Here is a 20,311-nt window from a genome sequence, read left to right as displayed (position 1 = left end):
ATAAAACAAAGCTGGAGTGGAATGTACGATGGTTATACGTATGAATGGCGGCAGGTATGCTGCAATAAACTGCAAATTAAATGGCTGTATGAATGGCGGCATGAATGGCCGTGCAGTACCCGATCGGATTGCAAGCAGGAGAGGGGGGATGTGCAATGATAACCGGTGCTAGACCGGAGGATGCCGGCACTCGGCCGTCTTCGTCCCGCCGTTTATGGATAGCGCTCATACTGGGCTCTTTATCCGCATTCGGTCCGCTGTCGCTCGATATGTATTTGCCCGCCCTGCCAATGCTTGGCGACGATTTGCAGACGAGCGCCTCGCTCGCCCAGCTCAGCCTGACCGCCTGCCTGCTAGGGCTGTCGTTAGGCCAGCTGCTGGCCGGTCCGCTCAGCGACGTACGGGGCCGCCGCGCGCCTTTGCTGGTCGGTCTTGCCGTTTATACGGCAGCCTCGCTGCTGTGCGCGTTCGCCCCTTCGATCTGGGCATTGATCGTCCTGCGCTTTATTCAGGGCTTGGCAGGCTCGGCCGGAATCGTAATCTCGCGGGCTGTCGTCCGCGATTTATATGCCGGAACGGAATTGACGAAGTTTTTCTCGCTGTTGATGCTGATCAACGGAGTCGCCCCGATCTTGGCGCCGGTGGCCGGCGGGCAGCTGCTGCGCATCAGCGAATGGCCTGTCGTGTTTATCGTACTCGGATTGATCGGCCTCATCATGTTTGTTACCGTCATGTTCGGCCTGCCCGAAACATTGCCTGCGGAGCGGCGTTCCCCGGGCGGCATCCGCAATATGCTGTCCACCTTCCGCCGGCTGATGGGCGACCGGACCTTCATGGGCTTCGCCTTGTCGCAGGGGCTTGTCGTCGCCGCCATGTTTGCTTATATATCCGGCTCGCCTTTCGTCATTCAAAATATTTACGGAGCGACGCCTCAAATGTTCAGCATGTTTTTCGCCATTAACGGTGTCGGGATTATTATCGCGAGCCAAACGACCGGCCGGCTCGTCGGCCGGGTAAGCGAGCTGAAGCTGCTTGCCAGCGGCCTTTCCCTCGCTACCTTCGGCGGCGTCATGCTGCTGATCGCAATCCTTGCCGGAGCGGGACTCGCCGTCGTGCTGCCTTGCTTGTTTCTCGTCGTATCGAGCGTCGGCATCGTCACTACGGCAGGCTTCTCGCTCGCCATGCAAAACCAGAAGCAGGCCGCAGGCAGCGCAGCCGCGCTGCTGGGCGTCCTGTCGTTCATCTTCGGCGGCCTGGTTGCCCCGCTCGTCGGCTTGGGCGGTGGCGCAACGGCCGCCCCGATGGGCATCGTCATCGCCGGCGCGGAAATCGGCGCCGTGCTGAGCTACCTGCTGCTCGTACGACGCGGCGCAGGATCACAGCGGCGTCAGGCATAAGAGAGCAGCGAGCAAACAAGACCGCCTCCGGCTAATTCGCCATCTAGCCGGAGGCGGTTTTATTGAATTCGCCGTCGCGGCGCAGACCGGCGGTGCCATGCATCCGCGCATCTGTGCCGCAGCCCTGACTTCTAATCTACGTAAGTTGCCACCATCTCATTGGCTCTCACCCTATTCCAACTCCTTGATGGACATGCCATCCGTGGTTAACCGATACTGCCCGAGCATAATTGGATTAGTCTGTACCAATCCTTCACGCAGTAAGTCTTTAAGCGGCTGATTTATATAGGATGGATCCCCGCCGCTTTCGGAAGCCGATCAGCAATCTGCGTAGGTGTCAGCCATTCAGAGCCGGTACTACCCAAACAGGACAGATGCGTTCGAACGGCAACCACATAATACGGGGCCAACCGGCGGAGCGTGTGCTTGTATGCCCTAGCTGCATGTGCAGTTCAGCACCGGCTTGCGTGCGGCCTGGGTTTCGTCAAGCCGCCGGACCGGCGTCGTATAGGGAGCATTGCGGAGCAGCTCCGGGTTCGCCGCCGCCTCCCCGGCAATTTGAATCATCGTATCGATGAAAGCGTCCATCGTTTCTTTGCTTTCCGTTTCGGTAGGCTCGATCATGATGCACTCCTCCACGTTAAGCGGGAAATAAATCGTCGGCGGATGATAGCCGAAATCGAGCAGACGCTTCGCCACATCCAATGTGCGGATATTGAACTTTTTCAGCCCTTTGCCCGACAGCACGAATTCATGCTTGCAGATGCGGTCGAACGGCACCTCATAATACGGGGTCAACCGGCGGAGCATATAGTTGGCGTTCAGCACGGCGCATTCCGATACGCGGCGCAGCCCTTCCGGACCATAGGTCCGGATGTAAGCGTAGGCGCGGACGAGAATGCCGAAATTGCCGTAATAGGCTTTGACGCTGCCGATGGATTGCGGCAAGTCATCATCGAAGAAGTATGAGCCGTCCGCAGCGCGTTCCACCGTCGGCTTCGGAAGAAAGGGCGCCAGCAGCTGTTTGACGCCGACCGGCCCCGCGCCCGGACCGCCGCCGCCGTGCGGCGTGCTCATCGTTTTGTGCAGGTTCATATGCACGACGTCGAAGCCCATATCGCCCGGGCGGGTGATCCCCATGATCGCGTTCGAATTCGCGCCGTCGTAGTAGAGCAGACCGCCCGCCTCATGCACGATCGCGGCAATCTCGACGATCTGCTCCTCGAACAAGCCGAGCGTATTCGGATTGGTCAGCATCAACGCCGCCGTATCCGGCCCGACGGCTTGACGGAGCGCTTCGAGATCGACAAGTCCGCTATCGTTGGACGGAATCGTGACCGTCTCCAGGCCTGCCATCGTCGCGCTGGCCGGATTCGTGCCGTGCGAGGAATCCGGCACGATAACCTTCGTGCGATGATCCCCGCGGCTCTCATGATACGCGCGGATCATCATCAGCCCGGTCCATTCGCCATGAGCGCCTGCGGCCGGCTGGAGCGTCACCCGATCCATGCCGGTAATGGCGGCGAGGTCGTTCTGCAGCCGGTACAGCAGCTCCAGCGCGCCCTGGATCGAAGCTTCCGGCTGGTAAGGATGTATATTCGCAAAGCCGGCATAGCGGGCGACATCCTCGTTAATTTTCGGATTATATTTCATCGTGCAGGAGCCGAGCGGATAAAAGCCGTTGTCAATTCCGAAGTTTCGGCGGGACAGCGCCGTATAATGACGGATAACGTCCACCTCATACACTTCGGGCAGCTCGGCCGGTTTGTCGCGCAATAAGCCGCCTGGAATCAGCTCGGACGTTTCCCGGCGCGGAACGTCGCATTCCGGCAGCGAATACGCGACGCGCCCCGGCCTGCTTAATTCGAAGATTAGCGCCTGCTCGTGCTTCACATCGGCAGAAGGGCCGGAGACCTGCTCCCCCGGCAATGCTTGCGGCTCGCTTTCACTCATAACAACGCCTCCAATCGCTCTGCAAATTCGTCGATTTCCGCTTTCGTTCTGCGTTCGGTGACGGCGATCAGCATATGGCCCTCCAGCGCCGGGTCATCTCTGCCCAGGTCGTAGCCGCCGATCATCCCCGCCTCCAGCAAACGCTTATTAATGGCAGCTATGCTCGCGCCATCCGGCAGCTTGATCGCAAACTCATTGAAAAACGGCGTTTGTAGAAAAGGCAGCGTCACCCCCGGCAAACGGCCGAGCGCGTCGGCTGCGTAATGGGCCTTCTGCACATTCAGGTCGGCTACCTCCTGCATGCCCCGCTTGCCCATCGTCGACATGTATACGGAGGCGCACAGCGCGAGCAGCGCCTGGTTCGAGCATATATTCGACGTCGCTTTCTCACGGCGTATGTGCTGCTCTCTCGCCTGCAGCGTCAGCACAAAGCCCCGCTTGCCGTCGCGGTCGACCGTCTGCCCGACGATCCGTCCCGGCATGCGCCGCATCCATGCGCCGGAAACCGCGAAGAAGCCGCAGGTCGGACCGCCGAGCGAGGCCGCGATGCCGAGCGGCTGCGCATCGCCGACGACGACATCGGCGCCAAGCTTGCCGGGCGCCTCCAGCAGCCCGAGCGACAGCGGATTGCTGCTGACGACGAGCAGCGAGCCGGCGGCATGCGCGACCGGCTCGACGGCTCGCAGATCCTCGATGCAGCCGAAAAAATTCGGCGACTGGATCAGCACGCCCGCCGTATCCGCACCAATCCGCGCGGTCAGCTCCTCCAGATCCGTCACACCCGCCCGGGTGCCTACCTCGAGCAGCTCGAACCCGAGCCCTTTGGCAACAGCGGCGACGACCTGCCTCGCTTCCGGATGAACGGCACGGGAGACGATCAGCTGCTTGCGCTTCGCTGCGCCGCAGGCCAACGCCCCCGCTTCCGCCAACGCCGTAGCGCCGTCGTACATGCTTGCGTTCGCGACAGCCATACCGGTCAGCTCGCATATATACGACTGGAATTCAAAAATAGCCTGCAGCTCGCCTTGGCTGATTTCCGGCTGATACGGGGTATACGCCGTATAAAACTCGGACCGCGATATTATATGATTGATCACAACCGGCACATGATGGTCGTAAATACCGGCGCCTAGAAAGCAGGTATACGTATGAAAATCGGCATTTTTACCGGCCAACTGCCGCATATGTCTGATCAGCGCGTACTCGTCCAGCGCTTCGGAAACGTTCAGCCTGCCCTGAAAACGCACCTTCTCCGGAATATCAGCAAACAATTCTTCGACGGAGCCGATTCCGGCGACAGCTAGCATCTCCGTCTCATCCTGTTCCGTCATCGGTAAATAGCGATGCTTCATGCGACTCACTCCTTGTCCTGTTTCTCTGGTACACCTTGAACCGCTTGCCCTTAGGTCCGGTAAATCCCTACCCCTTGCGCGGGCGATCATGATTTCCGCTCGCGGCGGTCTCCTGATTTCCGGATGAACCGTCTCCAACGGTTGACATTCAAAAAATTAGCCCGAGCTGCTGCTGCTTATACGATCTTGCCCTCCACACCCGGCGGCTTCCTGCTAATCCCGTTTATAAAAGGGCGTCGGCACTACGGAGGCTTTAAGCCGTTTGCCCCGAATTTCCACCCATACCTCGGTCCCTGGCAAAGCAAACGCCGCATCGATGAGAGCAAGTCCGAGGTTTCGCTTCAACGTAGGCGACTGCGTGCCGCTTGTAACCTCGCCAATTTGCCGATCGTCCGCATAAACCGGGTAATGGCTGCGCGGGATGCCCCTGTCAATCATTTCAATACCGACAAGCTTGCGCGGAATCCCGGCTTCCTTTTGCCTGGCCAACGCTTCCCGTCCTATAAACCCTCCTTTGTCCAGCTTCACGAATTTGCCGAGCGACGCCTCGAGCGGACTAACGGCGGACGACAGCTCCTGTCCGTACAACGGCAGCCTCGCTTCAAAGCGCAGCGTATCCCTAGCGCCCAGCCCGCAGACAATCAAGCCGGACGGCTCGCCGGCCTCGCTCAGCCGCGCCCACAGCGCCTGAGCGTCGCTTGCGTTGATATAAAGCTCGAAGCCATCCTCGCCCGTATAGCCGGTTCTCGATACGAGCGCGCGCACGCCTCCGACTTCGATGTCCGGCAAAAAGGCAAAGCTCCTCAGTGCCTCAACCGGTTCCTTCGTCAGCGTACTCAGGATAGACGCAGCCGCCGGGCCTTGCAGTGCCAGCAGCGCCGTCTGCCGTGAAATATCCGTCAGCTTGACCGCTTCATCGCCGGCCAGCTGCCGCTTCATCCACGCCAAATCATTTTCCGTATTGGAAGCATTGATTACGAGCATAAACGCGCTCGCGGCCAGCCGGTACACAAGCAAGTCGTCGACGATGCCTCCGTCCTCATAGCACATCAGACTGTACTGCGCCTGGCCGTCCTGCAGCCGGGTCACGTCGTTTGTCGTCAGCCTTTGCAAATAAGCCTCCGCACCCTGCCCTTCTACCATCACCTCGCCCATATGGGAGACGTCGAATAATCCCGCGCGTTGGCGCACGGCCTCGTGCTCCTTTTGAATGCCGTAAAACTGGACAGGCAGCTCCCAGCCTCCAAAATCGATGATGCGGGGCTCTCCATACTGCTTATAGACGGGGAACAGCGGCGTTCGTTTCAATTCGGTCATCACTTCACCTCAATCCATCCTTATCGACGAAAATCTGCGGCAAAAGCAAAAAAGGACATCGTGAAAAGCAGAGGTTCAAGAAACATGAACGACCGTACCTGCTTTCCACTCTGTCCTTTGTACCTGAGAGTTACCTGATTACGCCTTCCTAAAAGCCGGAAAGACTTAACCGTTTCCCCTTGGGTGCCCGCGCCTTATTTGCGCCGGATCTCTCCAGAGCTGCGTCCTGCAAAAGTCCTTTTGCCTGAGAGATTCGCCCTTGCCGGGTTTACTCCTTCGGCGTTACCGTCCTGCGGTAATCTCTCCCTTTGCCATCATCCGCTACTATTGGTTATATACTCATTTTTACTCTACGACGGGCCGAATTGTCAACATCATTTTCCTCATTATCCATTTTCCCCCTTATTCGACGATATTATCCGTCACTTGCAATCCGGAGCATAACCGGACGCTTCCGTATCTTCGCGTAGAAGCTTTTGTCGGCTTTGCGTTGTGCCGGGCGGATACGTTATAGTGGGATCAACAACATTTTTGAAAGCGAGGTTTTATGATGGCGGAGGTTAAAGAGCAACTGCTGTACAGCAAGGAACATGAATGGGTGGAGGTAATCGGAGAACGGACGGTGCGGGTCGGAATCAGCGATTTTGCGCAAAATCAATTGGGTGACATCGTGTTCCTTGAACTGCCCGAGCTTGGCGCTCAAGTGAATCCGAACGACAGTCTGGGCAGCATCGAATCGGTCAAAACGGTCTCGGACCTTTACTCCCCGGTTAAGGGCAAGGTGACCAAAGTAAATGCCCGACTGCTGGATCAGCCTGAGCAGGTAAATGAAAATCCGTACGGAAACGGCTGGATGGTCGAAATCGAGCTTGAGCAAAACGTGGAGGAAGCGTTGGCCGGTCTGCTGAATGCCGGTCAATACCGCGAATATACTGAGGAATAAACGCACATTGTCAAAAGTCCGGGGGTTCATGGGCTTGGTTTGCCGAACTCCCAGGCTCTATATGAAAAAAGGGACCGATGAAGGCGAATGGGCATATAGTGGGTGTATCCAATTCAGAAAGGAAGCTGAATATGCGCCCTGTAATCGATAGGCGTTGGGCCCCCGTTCGCCAATGGCCTTATGCTGCAAATAATACTGCCGATTGGCGGTGGGAATACGGCTACCCGACTTTTCCTCAGCTTACCTGGTCTCCTCCTCCCGTCGTCAACGGTTCCGCGGAGAAGGGGGAAGGAACAGCCGACCGGCAGCAGCCGCTCACCTTCGTTCTCGTTCACGGGTCATGGGCGGACTCCAGCTATTGGGACGGGATAGCAGCGGAATTGCGCAAAACGGGGCATACGGTGTACGCCCCTGAATATCCCGGGCACGGTTCGGACCCGTCCAATGAAGTCAGTCATGCGATGATGACCCGTTCCATCGCCGACTTTATCGTTTCCAAGCAGTTGAACGACATCGTTCTGGTCGGTCATAGCTTTGGCGGCACATTGATTCAAAAAACCGCCGAGCTCATCCCGGAGCGCATCAAACGGCTTGTTTTTCTGGATGCTTTCGTCCTCAAGGACGGCGAAAGCACCGCCGACGAGCTGCCCCCTGCCACGCGTGAAGGCTTCGAAAAGCTGAGGCAAAGCTCGGAGCATGATACTATCATGCTGCCATTTCCGCTATTCCGGGAAACTTTTGCCAATTTGGCCGGTCTGGAGGTCGTCCGTCGGCTTTATGACAAAATTCGCCCGGAGCCGGCCAAGCCTCTTTTTGAGAAGCTTGACCTTCAAGCCTTTTACAAGCTGGATTTGCCGAAAAGCTATGTGTACCTCACCGAAGACAACGTACTGCCTCAAGGCGGCGGGTACGGATGGCATCCACATATGTCGGGACGGCTCGGTTTATTCAGGCTTATTAAAGGGCATAGCGATCATATGACAACGGCAAGAACGGAGCCCGGCAAAATAGCCGGCCTGCTGTACGCTGCCGGACGGGACTGAATGCGGCTGTGTCCGGCCCGTGCCTCGCACCCGGCTTTGTCGCGCGTCCCGCTCAACGCTGACGCGACAAGCTGAACAGCATAAACCAGATCAGCAGGAAGCCTGCGATTTGCACAAATGTCACCGTCTGCTGAAATACGAGCCAATTGATCAACACCCCGACTGCGGGAAACAGCAGCTCCGCAAGCGTCGCGTACGACGCCTTCGTCCCGGCCAAACCGCGGTAGTACAAAAGCAGGCTTAGCAAGCCGGGGAATGCGGCCTGAAGCAGCAAATTGCCCGACACCGCGAGCCAGTCGAAGGTACCTCCCGGCAGCCGTACCTTATCGCCTTCCAGCCATGTTGTCATAAACAGTAAAGGCAGCGCGCACGCAAACCGCAGCGCCGTGACCGTTTCGAACTGCATCTTGTTGAGCAGCAGCCGGCCCATGACGGTCGAGCCGCCCCATAAAGCGGCGGCGCCGATGGACAGCAGTCCGCTTACCGCGGCAATTTCCGACAAGCCTGCCGGAATGGACCAGCCGAAGGTAAGCAGGTACGTACCGGCAAGCGCCATGACGAGCAATAACGGGAACAGCGCCGGCAGCTTCTCTTTCAACAGCAGCCTGGCCATCAATATCGCGAACAGCGGCTGCAGCTTTTGCAGCAGCAGCACGGCATTCGGATTGCCGTAGGCGAACGCCGATGTGAAAATAATGGTTGCGATAGCCGAACCGCCCCACGAAATAAACAGCAGGGCCAGCACATGCCGTACAGCCAAGCCGCGCAGTTCCTTGTGGTTGAGCCATAATACCGGAACGGCATAGACGAGCAGCAGCAGATGCTCAAATAATACGATCTGCGCAGATGTGAGATGCTTGAGCAGCAATATCCGGAACAACGGGTCCATCCCCCAGAGCGCCGCGCCCAGCGCCACAAGCCAAATACCGCTCCGCGTAGTACCGTCCGCTCGCTCCAGCCGTACGGACGGGTGAATCGGAATACTTTTCTCCATGTCCAAAACCTCCTGCAATTGCAAAGACTATGCTAATCAGGTTTTGAATAGGACGCTTCGAAAGAAGACAACCCCGCTATCGGCATTCGATAACGGGGCGTACTTAAAGAGGCTTGGCGGATATGCCGTTTTTTGCGCAAAACGGTTGGCGCCATGCCTGCTTTTGACCTTCTCCCATCCGGACTGTACCGTCGGCTTTGGAATTGCACCAAATCAGTCGCGGGCTGCCATCCATCGGCAATCCGCGAGTCGCGGGCTGAGGTTCCGAAAGAACCTTCACCGCCGGTCGGGAATTTCACCCTGCCCCGAAGGTCCGTATTCAATTAGCAATTAGAATGCATTTTACCACATGGCCTTCGTTTCGACAAGATAATCGATGCTCGTTTTCAGCTATGTTTTCAAGCTTCCACCATGCCGGGCCCGGTATTGGTTCGGGGTCGTGCCAAACTTTCTTTTGAACACGTAGTGTAAGTAATTGGCGCTGGAGAAGCCGTTTTGAAATGCGATCTGATCGATCGTCAAATCGTTCAGGCTCAATTCACTGCAAATATGCGCCAGGCGAACTTGCTCGATATATTCGCTGAAAGTTCCCCCGGTATGGTCGCGAAAAACGCGCTGCAGCTGGCGCGGACTGATCTGCACCCGCTCGGCCACCGTTTCCAGCGTCAGCGGCTCCATGTAATTATCTTTAATAAACTGCTCCGCCAGCTTGTAGCGGTAATGCTTCATATCCCGGGACGGCAAATCCGGCTGCGGTACCGATGCATAGGCGCGGGTCGTGCGGAGCAATATTTGGATAATCGATTGTTTTATGACCGTAAATAAACCCGGTTGATTTTCAGACCAGGCGCGATAAGCGGTCAGGAAGCATTCCATCGCCCGATGCTGGTCCGCCACAGGCTTGACCGGCAGCTGCTGAAGCTGCTGGATGCAGGCTTGCGCCTCCGCAATTTCCCACTTGCTTACCCAGTTCGACATATTCGAGGACGGCTCGTCGCTTTCACCGTTCAGCTTCACGATATCGATGTGCAGGCATAGCTCATCCATCGCCTCGTGAGCATCCGCCTCCTGGTAATGGAGCACGTTCGGGCCTGTGAGATACAGCATTCCTTCCTGCAGCGCATATGGCGTCTCTCCCAAAATCACTTTGCCCTTGCCCCGGGGGATGAAATGAAATTCATAATCGGAATGCTTGTGAAAGGAGACAATGCGGCCAGGGGGAAAGCATGTATGGTGAAACCGGAACATGCGGATTCCATAATTGCCCCACCGGAACTCGACATCAAGCCGATCCAAGGCGTTCGGCTGCTCCAGCATCAATTCGAAAGGGTAAGGCTTCGGTGTGGTACGCCCCAGATCCATGGATGTGTCCTCCTACAAGTTTTGCGTAAGCAAAACTGCGTCGTAAGCGTAAACTAAGTTTTGCATAAGCAAAACTGCGTCGTAAGCATAGACTAAGTTTTGCATAAGCAAAACTGCGTCGTAAGCATAGACTAAGTTTTGCGTAAGCAAAACTGCGTCGTAAGCGTAAGCTGAGCTTTTCGGTGAAAAGCTTGCTAACATAAAAGGAAAAAGCCGCCCGTGTCCACGCCGAAAGAGCAGGGGTACGGGCAAGCCTCGTTATACATCAAACCGAATTTATCCGATTACGACTTTATCGGGTTAAGATCCCCGCCTCTAAGGTGGGCCTTGATTCAGGTGGGGTAGAGTCCCCAACTGATTCCCCGATGTTCAGCAAAGCTGAACGAGTTCACTCCGCAAGGTCGTTCAGCTTGAACGCCGCACCTGTGCGCGCCGACGTGTTGGACGCTTCCATTAAGCGGGTCAAATCCAACGCCATTTGAATGTTGTCGGCCGCGACCGTTCCGTTACGGATGTGGTCCACCCACTGGTGGAACGCCGATTGCCGTTCTTCCGGCAGCTCCTGTACCTGCCATTCCTTCATCGCTTCTTCGCCAAGCTTGGCGCTGCGGACCAGCAGCTTGTCGTCGTGCGACGAGTACAGCAGGCTGCCCTCGGTCCCGTGAACCTCGATGACGAACGGCGAGAAACGGTTGACAAAGCCGGCCTCAACGATTGCCAAAGCGCCGTTTGCGTAGCGCAGCACCGTCACGGCGTTATCCTCGACCTCTTTACCGGTGACATAGCCGTAATTGGCGGTCACGCTCTCGGGCAATCCCAGAAACAGACGCGCCAAGTACATGGGATGGCAGCCCAAATCGATCATCGCACCGCCTCCGCATTGCTCCTCATTGTAAAAGTGCAGAGGCAGCCACCCTTGCGGCCCGCGCTCCGATGGAATGGCGCCATTATGGGATAGACGCGTGCGAACCAAAGTCAGCTCGCCAAGCAAGCCTCGGGAGAGAATGTCCTGTACGGCGAGCGTATAGTTAAAATTCAGACGCGGCAGCGAAACGGTCAGCTTGACGCCTGCAGCCTCGACGGCTGCCATAATGTCGTTGCACGCTTTTATCGTCGTAGCGACAACCTTTTCGGTAAAAATATGCTTGCCGGCTTTTGCGGCGGCTGTGATTACTTCTTTATGCACGTTCGTCGGCGTATCGACGATAACCGCATCGATATCCTGCTGAGCGAGCAGCTCGTTCAGGTCTTCATAGAACCGGACGCCTCGCTCCGCCGCTTCCTTACGTCCCCGCTCAGGCAATTCATCCCATACGGCTACAATTTCGGTGTCCGGGTGCTCATTGGCCTGACGGGCGTAATCTTTGGCATGTACATGCCAAAAGCTAAGCATCGCAACTCTAATCATAAGCTACCTCCGCTTCGGGATTAATCGAAGTAAACGGCTTTGCCCGTTTTCGCAGATTCGTAAATCGCTTCAAGAATTTCCGATACGACACAAGCTTGCTCAGGGGTAACAATCGGCTGCTTGTCGTTCAATACGGCGTCGATCCACAGGCGGATTTCCGTATCCTGCATGCTCTCCTGCTTGCCGTCGTAAAAGTCGACGCCTTTCGCATCAAGCTGAATTTGATTTTTATACAGCCGGCTGTGCTTCTCGCCGTTAATTCGCAAGCCGTCCTCCATGTCCGCCCCGCCTTCCGTACCGCTCAGCGTACATTTCGCTTCCTTCACGTCCAGCGTATTTAACGCCCAGCTTGATTCGAGAATGATGGTTGCGCCATTTTTCATCGTAATCATGCCGAAAGCCGAATCCTCGACAGTAAATTTTTTCGGGTCCCATGAGCCCCATGCATTGGCAGCGTTTTCTTTCTGCGACAGCTTATGGAACGTCGTCCCAAGTACGGCCTTCGGCTCGTAGTTGTTCATAACCCACAAGGTTAAATCGAGCGCATGCGTGCCGATGTCGATCAACGGACCTCCGCCCTGCTTCTCTTCATCCAGAAATACACCCCAGGTCGGTACGGCACGGCGGCGAATCGCATGCGCCTTGGCAAAGTAAACTTCACCCAGCTCGCCTTCCTCGCAAACCTTTTTCAAGTACATGCTGTCCGAGCGGAAACGGTTATTGTAGCCGACAGTCAGCTTTTTGCCCGTTCTTTTGGCCGCTTCCACCATCCGGCGCGCATCCGCCGCCGTTTTGGCCATCGGCTTTTCGCACATGACATGCTTGCCGGACTCCAAGGCCGCAATCGAAATATCCGCATGCGAATCGTTCGGCGTACATACATGCACCACGTCGATGGAGCCGTCGTTCAATAGCTCTTGATAGCTTTCGTAAACCTTCGCTCCCGCGACACCATATTTCTCAGCCGCTTGCTTCGCTTTCTCCATAACGATGTCACAAAAAGCGACAAGTTCAACTTGTCCCAGCTTGGACAGCGCAGGCAGATGCTTGCCGTTTGCAATGCCTCCACACCCGATTACAGCTACTTTTACTTTAGCGGACATATGTATATTCCTCCTGTAAAATAATGACTCGCCCTTATCTTAGCATGATTGCCCGAAACTTTGAATTGCAATTTAACGACAGAGTAAAGTGCAAAATCGTGACATGAATGAAAAAAGTGCCGGCCAAGGCCGACACTGCGACAGCTCCATGCAGTTGCGGGAGAACGAGAAGCTTAACGAACGGACGCAATAAACACGAGCCGCCGGTTGATTTGATCGTAGGCGATACGATATTTTTTCCGGGCGGTCAATCCCAGCGATCGGATGACCGTCGGATTCAAGCGGAAGGTCGTGTTGAACACATCGTTGCGGGTTAATCGGATGAACCGCAGCCGAAGCCTGGTCCGGCCATGCTTCAGTGTGATGAAGCGGCCGCTGCTCAAATAGTTGCCCATTCTTAATGCGAGTCCGAATCCTATCGATACCCGGTCCCGTCTTTGGGCGGAGCCGGAGCTGATCGTCAGCATGTCGCGCGTCACCGGCTTACGGTGCAGAGTCAATGTTTTCGACGCCGTATTATATGTGAGCCGGTACCGCGTTTCCGATCGAAGCCGGAAAATCCTTGCCAGCGCCCTGCTCATTTCCAATGAATTGGCCACACATTCCGAAGCGTCGCCGATGTTGATTTTCACCTTGCGTTTTCTGGTTCCGCGGCGCAGAGTAACAACCGTGCCGTCCGCAATAAAGCCCAGATTGTTATCGGATGCTCCCCCGCAGTTAGGGTTCAACAGCACCGAGTTGACCTCGCTGCCTTTGGATACAAACACATCGGCCGTACTGGAAGCCAGCCTGGATACAACAGCCCGTTGATGAATGCTCAAATCGATCCTCTCCTTGAAAACGCCTGATATAAACTATGCTATGCGTTTTCAGGCATACGGACCGGGCGAAACCGCCCATCTTAATAGCCCATTATCCGATATATCGAACATCATCCTGCGGCATGTTTTATGTTGAAGGAGCTTTTGCCGTTTGAAGAAACCGGGCGATCCGCCGTACGGCCTCCTGCAGCCGATCCTCCTCCTGTACCAGTGCGATCCGGACGTAGCCTTCGCCTTCTTTGCCGAAAGCGTCGCCCGGAATGACGACAACGCCCGCCCGGTACAAGATTTCCCGGGAAATTTGTCGAGATGTCCAGCCTTCCGGAATCCGTGCCCAGATGAACATCGTCGCTTTAGGTCGCGCAATCGTCCAGCCGGCTGCAGCCAGACCGTCAATTACTACGTCACGTCTTCGCTCGTACAAGCCCGCTACCGACTCCCGCGCCTCCATATCTTCTTCCAATGCGGCGATTCCCGCCTCCTGCACCGCCAAAAAAACGCCGTAATCGATATTCGATTTCAACGTGCGCAGCGCCTTTACAACATCAGGCTGTCCTGCCATGAAGGCGATGCGGCAGCCGGCCATGTTAAAGCTTTTCGACAGCGAATGAAATTCGACGGCAATCTGTTTGGCTCCTTCGATTTCCAAAAATAGCTTCGAGCTTCGGCAAAAAGCCGTTTTCTTCTCTGAGCGGCAAAAAATACGGCGTTACGCCGGCCAATACAAGGCTCGCCGCGTAAATCGGATAACCGGGGTCCGGCACCAGCGCCGTATCGCCCGGATCGGTAATGGCCATCGCCAAATGGGCGAGTCCGTCCTGGGAACCCATCAGCGCCACAATTTCCTTCTGCGGATCGAGCTTCACTCCGAAGCGGTGACGGTACCAACGCGCGACGGCGTTGCGAAACGCCGGGCTTCCCTCCGAGGTCGGATATCCGTATGCCTGCGGCTTGCGAACAGCCTGCTCCATTGCCTGCATCACCCGCTTGGAAGGCGGCTTGTCGGGACTGCCGATGCCGAGATCGATCACGTCGATGCCGCGGCCGCGAACCTCTTCCTTCCACTGCGCCATTTCGGAAAAAATTGCGGACCCGAGTAAGGACAGCCGCTTGGATTGATAACGTTCCATATAATAGCAACCTCTTTTGTTTAATGGAATTAAATACTCTAGACCATGCTTTCCTTGCTTATATATTTCCAACCTTATGAACGAGCGACATCATGGCGAACAAAAATCCGGCGAGCGCAAAATAGGCAATCCCGTATTTCCAGCGCGCAGCGCTCGGAACCTCATAATACTTGTCGTTTATATATGGATCGTAATCGACCTGACAATGAATCATCAGATGCAGCCCGTCTTCCTTTTGAATGCGCTCCAATCGGGTCACATGCGTCCTGTGAATAAGCGACTGCTGCATAAGCGGAATGGTGCCTTTGAAATTCAAGCCATCCCAGTAAACATGAACAAACTGCTGACCTTCCAGGTCGGAATACGTGACAAAATCGAGCTCTCTTTTATGCTCCTCGCCGGGAATCAGATACCCTTGTTCAATCAGCGGCTCCGCAGGAATCAAAAAGCTGGCCGCCATCGCGCGCTTCTCGCCGCCGTTTTTCCGGTGGCTGACATATTTTTTATACAGGTCGTAGGCAAACATGGCCCAAATAATAAAAAGAATAATATTAAAATTGTAAATGATGAGCACCAGCCCGCCGACAAGACCGACCAGCCATAGCCAGCGCGATACGGCAGTTACGATCCGGCCTCCGTCGAGAGGATGGATCGGCAGCAGATTGAACAGGTTGATCAGAAAACCGACCAGCGCCAAACGATACAGCAGCGGATGATCCCAATACACGGCTGCGCCGAACACCGCCAGCGCGCCGACGGTTCCAAGCACAGGACCGCCCATTGCCATATAAGCTTCGGTGACGGCATCCCGCGGGTGACGCTTCATACTAATAAACGCGCCGACGAACGGAATGAACATTGGCGCCGACACCGGCAGTCCCTTCTGCTTGGCTGCGATGACGTGTCCCATTTCATGCACCAGAATAAGCAGAACGAATCCGATGGCAAAGCTCCACGGAAATATAATGGCGTAGGCGCCGATGGAAACCAGCATGGAAATAAAGACGCCGCCGAATTTGCCGAATTTGAGAAGAGTCAGCAGCAGCTTGCCCTGTGTTAGCAGAAAAGCGCCTGCCGCGCCGATAAACCACAGCGGATTGTTTTTTTTCGGTCGTTTTGGCTGCAATACGATTCACGCTCCTTTTTAACTGCCTGTTGATCCGCCCCATATTTGCTCGTACCGATCTTCCTTGAAGCCTACCGTTACCTTCGAACCGTCGGTAACGACCGGGCGCTTGATCAATCTGCCATTGGTGGCGAGCAGCTCGATCATCTGCTCCTCGTTCATTTGCGGGAGCTTATCCTTCAGCTTCATTTCTTTGTAGACTTCGCCGGACGTATTGAACCATTTGCGGATATCGAGACCGCTTTGCCCAACCAATGTTTTCAATGTTACGCTGTCGGGCGGATTGTCGAAGACATGGATCGGCTCCACCTCCAGCCCCTCTTGCTTCAACCATTTCAGCGCAATACGGCATGTTCCGCATTGAGGGTATTGATAGACGGTTACGGTTCTTTGAGTACTCATACGATCATTCCTTATCTTTGGTTTCTTTAAGAGGCTTCATTTCCAAACTGTACTCATTATACCGAATCCGCCGTAATATATAAAATGGCCTTGGCTCCGGTCTGGCCTCACGGTTTGAACCGCAGCAAAAGCAAAACAAAGTTCCCCAAAAGTGACGTGAAGCTCCGAAGCCAATTCCGCTAACCCATGTCCACCGGGTTTCGTCAAGAGTGCAAGCAACTCTTGACCTTACTTTTGGGGGAGCCCCCGGTTATCCACAGAAATTTGCTGCGCATAATTTCCTAATCAAAAAGCAAAAGACCCGGTCGCGGTCGCGCCCAGGTCCTTGTTTAAACCGGTATGATTGTGAGCGGGGTAGGCATGACTGGAGCATTTAATGAAGCGATTGTTCATAAACTTCATTCGCTCCTTCCTGCAGAACATTATATTTCAACGATGCCTATCCATAGATGGTTATCCTCGTCGGCAAACGTGTACGTCACTTTCTTGCTGTCAGGGCTGAACGCCGGATGCGGATGCCCCGGGTGACTCCACCAGAATGGCGTTACGCTCAGCACCCTTGACGATTGCTCCTGCCGGTCGACAAGCACGATTCGTGTCGGCAGCTCATGCGTGTCGGCGACGACCCAACGACCGTCGGGGCTCGGCGCCACATGCCAATACTTGTAATCTCCGTTAATGAAATGCGAGCTTCTTCCCCGCTTATCCGCATAGTAGATGCCGGCAGGTTGAATCGGACTTGTAAAATATTTGGCAAATACGACGCCTTCCCCATCGTAAGTCCACATCTCGTGTCCGACATGCTCACCAAGCGTACCGTCCTCCAGCGTCAGCTGGCGGTATATATTGTTTGACTTGCCGGTTCGCGCATCGAACGTCCACAGCCGGTCCGGAATATGCTCCGTCTTGCCTTCATGAGCAAAGAATATAAGCTGGTCGTCGACCGGGTTGACCATCGCGTGGTCGGCCACTTCGTAGGGCTGTGCGAAGCCGGGCGCGAATGTATCGGTAATCGTCCCGGAAGCGATATCGATTCTCCCGATCGTCCATTCATCCCCGTCGTTCCAGTACACCCCCATCGTCCTGCCGTCGCCGGACACGGAAAGCGGCTCGTGGAATCGCTCGCCCTGTTCAAGCGTACATACGGTCCAGGCTTCCCCTGTATGCAGATCGAGACCGCGAATTGCAGAGCCGGACGGATAGTACAGCTTATCGTCGGACGATACGGTTCCGCCCCCCCACTCCGCCTCATCGACCAAAACCTGCGATTCTCCGGTTTCCGTATCGATCAGGAGGTAACGACAATTCCGCTCAGCGTCGATCTGCGCGCTGGCCACCAAACGACGGCTGTCAGACATCCACGACATCGCGGTAAAATAAAAATGACCCGTATCGCTCCCTTTTTGCCCGATCGCTTTAACGGTATTGCCAGTATGGCTATCTTTGAACGTGCGAATCGTAACCATTTGGCCTTGCCCCTTTCCAAAAGTAAATTCAGATGCCGTACGGCTCGCTGCCGGCGCCTGCGGTTCCTTCGCTTCTGCGCGCAAATGCGGCTTATTGGAACAGAATACGGGTTATGATCCTTTTTTAGACCTCCCAATTTCTACAAAAAGAGGATGCCCTTGTCATTTTCAGACGGAGACATCCTGCTATAATTATGTTTCGTTTCCGCCTGCCATGCCGTGATCCGCAGGAGATGCCGCACTGCGTCAAATCAATAATGCTTTGCGCAGTATTCCGTTTACGACGTCAACGTCCATCCCCAATCCCGGTCCGGTCGGAGCGGTCAGAACGCCGTCCTTCAGCTCGATCTGAGGCGTAAACAAGCCGCGCGTTTCTTTTAATCCAACCTTATGTTCCTGGAATTTGCCGATGTTCGGAATGTAGGAAGCATAGTGCAGCACATAAATGTAGCCGTAGCCGCCGGAAATGTGCGGCGTAACCGGAATTCCCTTCAACGCCGCCATTCTGGCGATTCGGGTATTGCGTATAAATCCGCCGTTATACTGGAGGTCGGGCTGTACCACCTGGGCAGCATCATGCTCAATGATCCAACGGAACCGCCGCATGCTCGTTTCCTGCTCGCCGAACGCCATCGGAATGTCCAGCGCGTCCGCGACTTCCTTCGTTTCCTCCAGCTGGTCGAACGGACAAGGCTCCTCGTAGAAAAATGCATCGATTTCCTCCAGCAGCTTGCCGTATTCGATAGCCACTTTAGGATCGTATGAGCCGTTGCCGTCCGCATGAATGCTCATGCTGTCGCCGAACGTTTTACGGGTCAAAGAGATGAGCCCTTCCGACCGGCCCTTGATCGAATCGGCGTTTTTGCTCATTCGGCCGCCTACCTTGAATTTAATCGCTTTGGCGCCGGTTTCCTCCACACGCTGCTGCAAAATCGCGATCTCTTCCTCCGGCGTCGTTCCCCGGTTGCCGCTCGCTACATAAATCGGCACTTCGCTGCGGATAACGCCTCCTAATAGATCACCTATCGGCTTGCCGCTGATCCGCCCCAGCAAATCGAGCAGGCTCGCTTCCACCCATGACATGCAGCACCACAAAGCAAGACCCGAAAGCTTGTAATTGTTATCGTATACATAGACACCGTCCAGAAGCGTTTCCAGCTCTCGGGCGTCCTTTCCGATGAAATACGGGATAATGAGCTGCTTCAGCAAAGGATGCAAATATTCCGCACGGCTGCTCAGGACGGCAACGCCCTCCGAGCCATCCTGCGACCTGGACCGCAAAAAATAAAGACCGTTATTAAACAGCAGCTCCATCGACTGAATGATGACCGGCGAATGAATATCATGTACTTGAAGCACGGTGCTGTTGGCTGCCGCCTCCAAATCTTCACCGCTGATATGAGCCTCTCGTTTTCGAAGCGAAGCGTCCAAATACAAATAGGAAAGGTCGTCGTATTTTTTTCCCATAGTATCCTCCTCGTATATGAGCTTTAGTATGAAACCGATTACAACACGTGCTGCCGTCACCCGTAGGGTTATGCGAATTCCTGCATATTCTACCACTACCTATCAAGCAATTCAATCGGAATAAGCCGTTTTCAACTATTTTTATGCAGCGCGGCGCAATTCTGCTAAACTACTGATAGATGGTATTAAAACAATCCGGGAGAGTCGCCATGATCTATATTCTCAAATACATATACAGCTTTTTCATTCCTCCGGGACTGTTCATTACGGTTCTCATTGCGTTCAATCTTTGGCTGCGAAAAAGAGACCGGCACGCGTCAGCGCTGCTCTGGGCAGTCATCCTGTTTATTTGGACGTTTGCCACCCCGCTCGCCGGAAACACGCTTGCCGGCTATCTGGAGCATCGCTACGCACCGCCGGCCGCCGTACAAGGCGATGTCATCGTCATGCTAACCGGCGGTTCCGTAAACGGTACGCCGGACATCGGAGGAAAGGGCAACCTGAACGGCTACACGATGAATCGTGTCGTTGCCGCTTACAAGCTGCACAAGAGCACGAACCTGCCGATTCTGATCTCGGGCGGGCAGGTGTTTGCCGATTCCGGCAACGAGGGCCAAATGGCCAAGCGCAATCTTCTCGCTATGGGCGTAAATGAAGCCTCCATTATACTGGACGACAAAAGCAGGACAACGAAAGAAAACGCCGCAAACACGACTCAACTGCTGGAGCAGCGGAAGCTGCACCGGCCTGTGCTGTTGACATCCGCTTTTCACATGGCGCGATCGGTCGAAAACTTCAAGCGGCTCGGTATCGAAACGACACCGTACCCGACCGACTTTCTGGTGCCGCAGCCTTACTCTGTTTCGGTAAGCTCGCTGATTCCCGCATCCGACGGATTGCAAAAAAGCGCCTTGGCCGCCAAAGAATATTTGGCCCTCCTGGAATTGATGGTGACCAATTAAGCGGCCCTGACCGACTAATGACTGAAAGCACGGAGGGGCTGCCCCAATTGGGTATCTGAGAGAGA

Annotated in this window: 16 protein-coding genes, 1 pseudogene and 3 riboswitches; of the genes and pseudogenes, 4 read left to right on the top strand and 13 right to left on the bottom strand. The window is 55.2% G+C overall.

Translation table 11 applies throughout. The features are described 5' to 3' along the window. Positions 1-155: 155 nt before the first annotated feature. Positions 156-1,397, top strand: coding sequence for a multidrug effflux MFS transporter (locus E1757_RS02135; protein WP_133225164.1), 1,242 nt, complete (start codon positions 156-158; stop codon positions 1,395-1,397). Between the two features lie 435 nt (positions 1,398-1,832). On the opposite strand, the gene gcvPB is transcribed toward E1757_RS02135, so the two are convergent. The 3 genes from gcvPB to gcvT all read right to left on the bottom strand — a co-directional run bounded on the left by gcvPB (position 1,833) and on the right by gcvT (position 6,019). Further along, a complete protein-coding gene (gcvPB, locus tag E1757_RS02130) occupies positions 1,833-3,290 on the bottom strand; it encodes an aminomethyl-transferring glycine dehydrogenase subunit GcvPB (RefSeq protein WP_133225669.1) in 1,458 nt (485 codons plus the stop codon). A gap of 56 nt (positions 3,291-3,346) precedes the next feature. Continuing rightward, positions 3,347-4,702: an aminomethyl-transferring glycine dehydrogenase subunit GcvPA gene (gene gcvPA, locus E1757_RS02125; protein ID WP_133225163.1), complete on the bottom strand. Its 1,356-nt coding sequence runs from the start codon at positions 4,700-4,702 to the stop codon at positions 3,347-3,349. A gap of 213 nt (positions 4,703-4,915) precedes the next feature. After that, complete coding sequence (gene gcvT / locus E1757_RS02120) at positions 4,916-6,019, bottom strand: glycine cleavage system aminomethyltransferase GcvT (RefSeq protein WP_133225162.1); 1,104 nt, start codon at positions 6,017-6,019, stop codon at positions 4,916-4,918. 101 nt (positions 6,020-6,120) lie between these two features. Further along, a riboswitch (glycine riboswitch) is annotated at positions 6,121-6,241 on the bottom strand. Beyond that, positions 6,242-6,337, bottom strand: a riboswitch (glycine riboswitch). Positions 6,338-6,569: 232 nt separating this feature from the next. Between gcvT and gcvH the strand changes: the two genes are divergently transcribed. Then, positions 6,570-6,962, top strand: coding sequence for a glycine cleavage system protein GcvH (gene gcvH, locus E1757_RS02115; RefSeq protein WP_133225161.1), 393 nt, complete (start codon positions 6,570-6,572; stop codon positions 6,960-6,962). Between the two features lie 131 nt (positions 6,963-7,093). Then, the gene (locus E1757_RS02110; protein WP_133225160.1) at positions 7,094-8,005 is read left to right on the top strand and encodes an alpha/beta fold hydrolase; all 912 of its coding nucleotides are present in this window, start codon (positions 7,094-7,096) and stop codon (positions 8,003-8,005) included. A 52-nt stretch (positions 8,006-8,057) separates the two neighbouring features. On the opposite strand, the gene E1757_RS02105 is transcribed toward E1757_RS02110, so the two are convergent. The 10 genes and pseudogenes from E1757_RS02105 to E1757_RS02060 all read right to left on the bottom strand — a co-directional run bounded on the left by E1757_RS02105 (position 8,058) and on the right by E1757_RS02060 (position 19,284). After that, positions 8,058-8,999 (bottom strand): DMT family transporter, encoded by a 942-nt coding sequence (locus E1757_RS02105; RefSeq protein WP_133225159.1) that lies wholly within the window; start codon positions 8,997-8,999, stop codon positions 8,058-8,060. A gap of 162 nt (positions 9,000-9,161) precedes the next feature. After that, a riboswitch (FMN riboswitch) is annotated at positions 9,162-9,316 on the bottom strand. 73 nt (positions 9,317-9,389) lie between these two features. Then, positions 9,390-10,361 carry an AraC family transcriptional regulator gene (locus E1757_RS02100; protein WP_133225158.1) on the bottom strand — a complete coding sequence of 324 codons (972 nt, stop codon included), beginning with the start codon at positions 10,359-10,361 and terminating at the stop codon, positions 9,390-9,392. Between the two features lie 388 nt (positions 10,362-10,749). Further along, a complete protein-coding gene (locus E1757_RS02095; protein WP_133225157.1) occupies positions 10,750-11,769 on the bottom strand; it encodes a Gfo/Idh/MocA family protein in 1,020 nt (339 codons plus the stop codon). Positions 11,770-11,789: 20 nt separating this feature from the next. Beyond that, the gene (locus E1757_RS02090) at positions 11,790-12,872 is read right to left on the bottom strand and encodes a Gfo/Idh/MocA family protein (protein WP_133225156.1); all 1,083 of its coding nucleotides are present in this window, start codon (positions 12,870-12,872) and stop codon (positions 11,790-11,792) included. A gap of 173 nt (positions 12,873-13,045) precedes the next feature. Then, positions 13,046-13,693 carry a hypothetical protein gene (locus tag E1757_RS02085; RefSeq protein WP_133225155.1) on the bottom strand — a complete coding sequence of 216 codons (648 nt, stop codon included), beginning with the start codon at positions 13,691-13,693 and terminating at the stop codon, positions 13,046-13,048. Positions 13,694-13,820: 127 nt separating this feature from the next. After that, positions 13,821-14,823: pseudogene (locus tag E1757_RS02080) on the bottom strand (aminotransferase class I/II-fold pyridoxal phosphate-dependent enzyme). A 58-nt stretch (positions 14,824-14,881) separates the two neighbouring features. Further along, entirely contained in the window at positions 14,882-15,949 is a 1,068-nt protein-coding gene (locus E1757_RS02075; RefSeq protein WP_425464812.1) for a site-2 protease family protein, read from the bottom strand. An 18-nt stretch (positions 15,950-15,967) separates the two neighbouring features. Further along, positions 15,968-16,351, bottom strand: coding sequence for an arsenate reductase family protein (locus E1757_RS02070; RefSeq protein WP_133225153.1), 384 nt, complete (start codon positions 16,349-16,351; stop codon positions 15,968-15,970). Positions 16,352-16,773: 422 nt separating this feature from the next. Further along, complete coding sequence (locus E1757_RS02065) at positions 16,774-17,817, bottom strand: hypothetical protein (protein ID WP_133225152.1); 1,044 nt, start codon at positions 17,815-17,817, stop codon at positions 16,774-16,776. A gap of 246 nt (positions 17,818-18,063) precedes the next feature. Continuing rightward, positions 18,064-19,284 carry a mandelate racemase/muconate lactonizing enzyme family protein gene (locus E1757_RS02060; RefSeq protein ID WP_133225151.1) on the bottom strand — a complete coding sequence of 407 codons (1,221 nt, stop codon included), beginning with the start codon at positions 19,282-19,284 and terminating at the stop codon, positions 18,064-18,066. Between the two features lie 209 nt (positions 19,285-19,493). Between E1757_RS02060 and E1757_RS02055 the strand changes: the two genes are divergently transcribed. Continuing rightward, on the top strand, positions 19,494-20,246 hold the full coding sequence (locus tag E1757_RS02055; protein ID WP_165971917.1) for a YdcF family protein: 753 nt from the start codon (positions 19,494-19,496) through the stop codon (positions 20,244-20,246). Positions 20,247-20,311 lie beyond the last annotated feature (65 nt).

It is taken from the genome of Paenibacillus piri, assembly GCF_004354045.1.
Classification (GTDB): domain Bacteria; phylum Bacillota; class Bacilli; order Paenibacillales; family NBRC-103111; genus Paenibacillus_S; species Paenibacillus_S piri.
This window is presented reverse-complemented; position numbering and strand designations above follow the sequence as displayed.

What these genes read in the sequence shown, in the direction of transcription:
- E1757_RS02135 (WP_133225164.1), top strand. Translation starts at nt 156, where the DNA reads ATGATAACCGGTGCTAGACCGGAGGATGCCGGCACTCGGCCGTCTTCG.
- gcvPA (WP_133225163.1), bottom strand. Translation starts at nt 4,702, where the DNA reads ATGAAGCATCGCTATTTACCGATGACGGAACAGGATGAGACGGAGATG.
- gcvT (WP_133225162.1), bottom strand. Translation starts at nt 6,019, where the DNA reads ATGACCGAATTGAAACGAACGCCGCTGTTCCCCGTCTATAAGCAGTAT.
- gcvH (WP_133225161.1), top strand. Translation starts at nt 6,570, where the DNA reads ATGGCGGAGGTTAAAGAGCAACTGCTGTACAGCAAGGAACATGAATGG.
- E1757_RS02110 (WP_133225160.1), top strand. Translation starts at nt 7,094, where the DNA reads ATGCGCCCTGTAATCGATAGGCGTTGGGCCCCCGTTCGCCAATGGCCT.
- E1757_RS02105 (WP_133225159.1), bottom strand. Translation starts at nt 8,999, where the DNA reads ATGGAGAAAAGTATTCCGATTCACCCGTCCGTACGGCTGGAGCGAGCG.
- E1757_RS02100 (WP_133225158.1), bottom strand. Translation starts at nt 10,361, where the DNA reads ATGGATCTGGGGCGTACCACACCGAAGCCTTACCCTTTCGAATTGATG.
- E1757_RS02095 (WP_133225157.1), bottom strand. Translation starts at nt 11,769, where the DNA reads ATGATTAGAGTTGCGATGCTTAGCTTTTGGCATGTACATGCCAAAGAT.
- E1757_RS02090 (WP_133225156.1), bottom strand. Translation starts at nt 12,872, where the DNA reads ATGTCCGCTAAAGTAAAAGTAGCTGTAATCGGGTGTGGAGGCATTGCA.
- E1757_RS02070 (WP_133225153.1), bottom strand. Translation starts at nt 16,351, where the DNA reads ATGAGTACTCAAAGAACCGTAACCGTCTATCAATACCCTCAATGCGGA.
- E1757_RS02065 (WP_133225152.1), bottom strand. Translation starts at nt 17,817, where the DNA reads ATGGTTACGATTCGCACGTTCAAAGATAGCCATACTGGCAATACCGTT.
- E1757_RS02060 (WP_133225151.1), bottom strand. Translation starts at nt 19,284, where the DNA reads ATGGGAAAAAAATACGACGACCTTTCCTATTTGTATTTGGACGCTTCG.
- E1757_RS02055 (WP_165971917.1), top strand. Translation starts at nt 19,494, where the DNA reads ATGATCTATATTCTCAAATACATATACAGCTTTTTCATTCCTCCGGGA.